Genomic DNA, 1,637 nt, shown 5'->3' with positions numbered 1-1,637 from the left:
TACGACCCGGCGGCGGGGCGGTACCTGACGCCGGATCCGCTGGGGCTGGCCGGGGGGATCAACCGGTATCCATATGTTGAAAATAATCCAATCAACTTTGTTGATCCGAGTGGCCTATTAGTTCTATATGCAAGTGCAGGTGGTGCTGCTGGTGGGGATGTGGGTCGCGATGTCGGGTCAAGCCCCACTTACTTTTCAAAAGGAAGTGGCGTCTACTTCGGTCTCTCAGATGAGGGCGGCTCTGCTTCCGGTATTTTTAGCTCGAATGGTGCCGGTGGTGCCGCTGGGGGAGGTATTGGCCTTGGTGGTACGATTGGTTTCTCAACTGGCACGACTCAAGACTTCAACGGGAGCGGAACTACTACGTCACTTCTTTTAGGTCCAATCTCTTTGTCCTTTTCATCTGGTAATGGGAATTGGGGAGTTAGTCTTTCTGGAGGCGGCAAAGGCTGGGGGTTAGGCGTTGCTGTTGAAGAAAGTCAGATTTCCAATATTCAATTGTGGCAAAGTGACTATGGAAGAAATGACTGCAAATAAGGCCCATTTCTCCAATACGATATTCAGGGTAAAAAATGTTTAAATTGCCATTTTTGCAATGTCCTTATTGTCACGGTAATGCAAGAGGTTTTCTGTACATACTGACTTTCCCAGGATTGATGGCTAAAACGACCTGTAAGCACTGCAAGAAACAAATAAAAGTAAACCGACGGACGGTTAAACATTTATTACTGTTTTTTGTGGCAGGTTTTGTAGTCGCAAAAATTTTGTCTTATTTTGTACCCTCATACCCAGCGGTATTCCTGGGCGTATTCTTTCTGTTTGTGATTGCACCAATTTTGTTGGACTATCACTTGTTCGCTGCTTCTGAAGAGGAAAATTGAGATTGTAATAGACTTTACGAAATTAAGGCGGTTGAGATTTTCTTCTTAACCGCCTTTTCCTTTTCAAGGGGAGGCCCCTGGGGGCCGGACGGGAGGCCGGGGCTGGGGGAATGTAATCGTAAGTGGTTGGCGGATTTTGTGCTTTGCTATGTTGCATAAAATCCCTTATGTAACAGTGCGGCGGCGGTAGCCGAACCGAGCTTGCTACCGCACTTTACATAAGACGATTTTATGCGCCCGCCAGGGACGGCATCCGATGCGCAGCCGCCGGACATAGCCTGCACAAAATGTGACAACCACAGTACCGATGCAGTTTTACTCCGGACGAACAAAAACCACCGAACTTGCCAATCGCTAAAAGCCGCGCATCTACCGCCATCCGATAAAGACGGGCTGCGAGCGCAGGCAGCGGAAGACGCGTAGCGGCTGAAGCCCGAGCACGTCAGACCCTCCGCATCCTCAATAGTTATGCCGTGAAATTCGTAGGGGCCAGATAGGCTTCTCCGGTTTGCGACGCGTGTCTCCTTATCCTTTCAATCACATCCGCAAGGCCCATAACGCCGCTGAGTACTAAATAAAGGTGGCTGTGGTCTGCCAAAAGAAGCGGCGTCCTGTCCCCGGAGGCTTCCTTCCTGGCAACGGAAGAATAGCCGGAAATGGACACCATTATGCCCATGGTATTGTCCGCTTTGCTGGTAACCTTCTTGTAAAACGTATCAATGTCAGGGGCGTCCGCCTGGTTTGTCGTGAATTTCA

General features: G+C 49.7%; 1 protein-coding gene and 1 pseudogene. One reads left to right on the top strand and one right to left on the bottom strand.

The genetic code is table 11. From position 1 onward, the window contains the following. Nucleotides 1-537: RHS repeat-associated core domain-containing protein (locus HCU62_RS11515; protein ID WP_169755664.1), on the top strand; the 537-nt coding region annotated here is incomplete at its 5' end. Between the two features lie 810 nt (nt 538-1,347). Here the strand turns inward: HCU62_RS11515 and HCU62_RS11690 are convergent. Then, nucleotides 1,348-1,637, bottom strand: a pseudogene (locus HCU62_RS11690) (restriction endonuclease); the annotation flags it as partial.

It is taken from the genome of Dissulfurirhabdus thermomarina (assembly GCF_012979235.1).
Lineage (GTDB): Bacteria > Desulfobacterota > Dissulfuribacteria > Dissulfuribacterales > Dissulfurirhabdaceae > Dissulfurirhabdus > Dissulfurirhabdus thermomarina.
The sequence above is the reverse complement of the archived record's forward strand: the minus strand, read 5'-3'. Positions and strand labels throughout refer to the sequence as shown.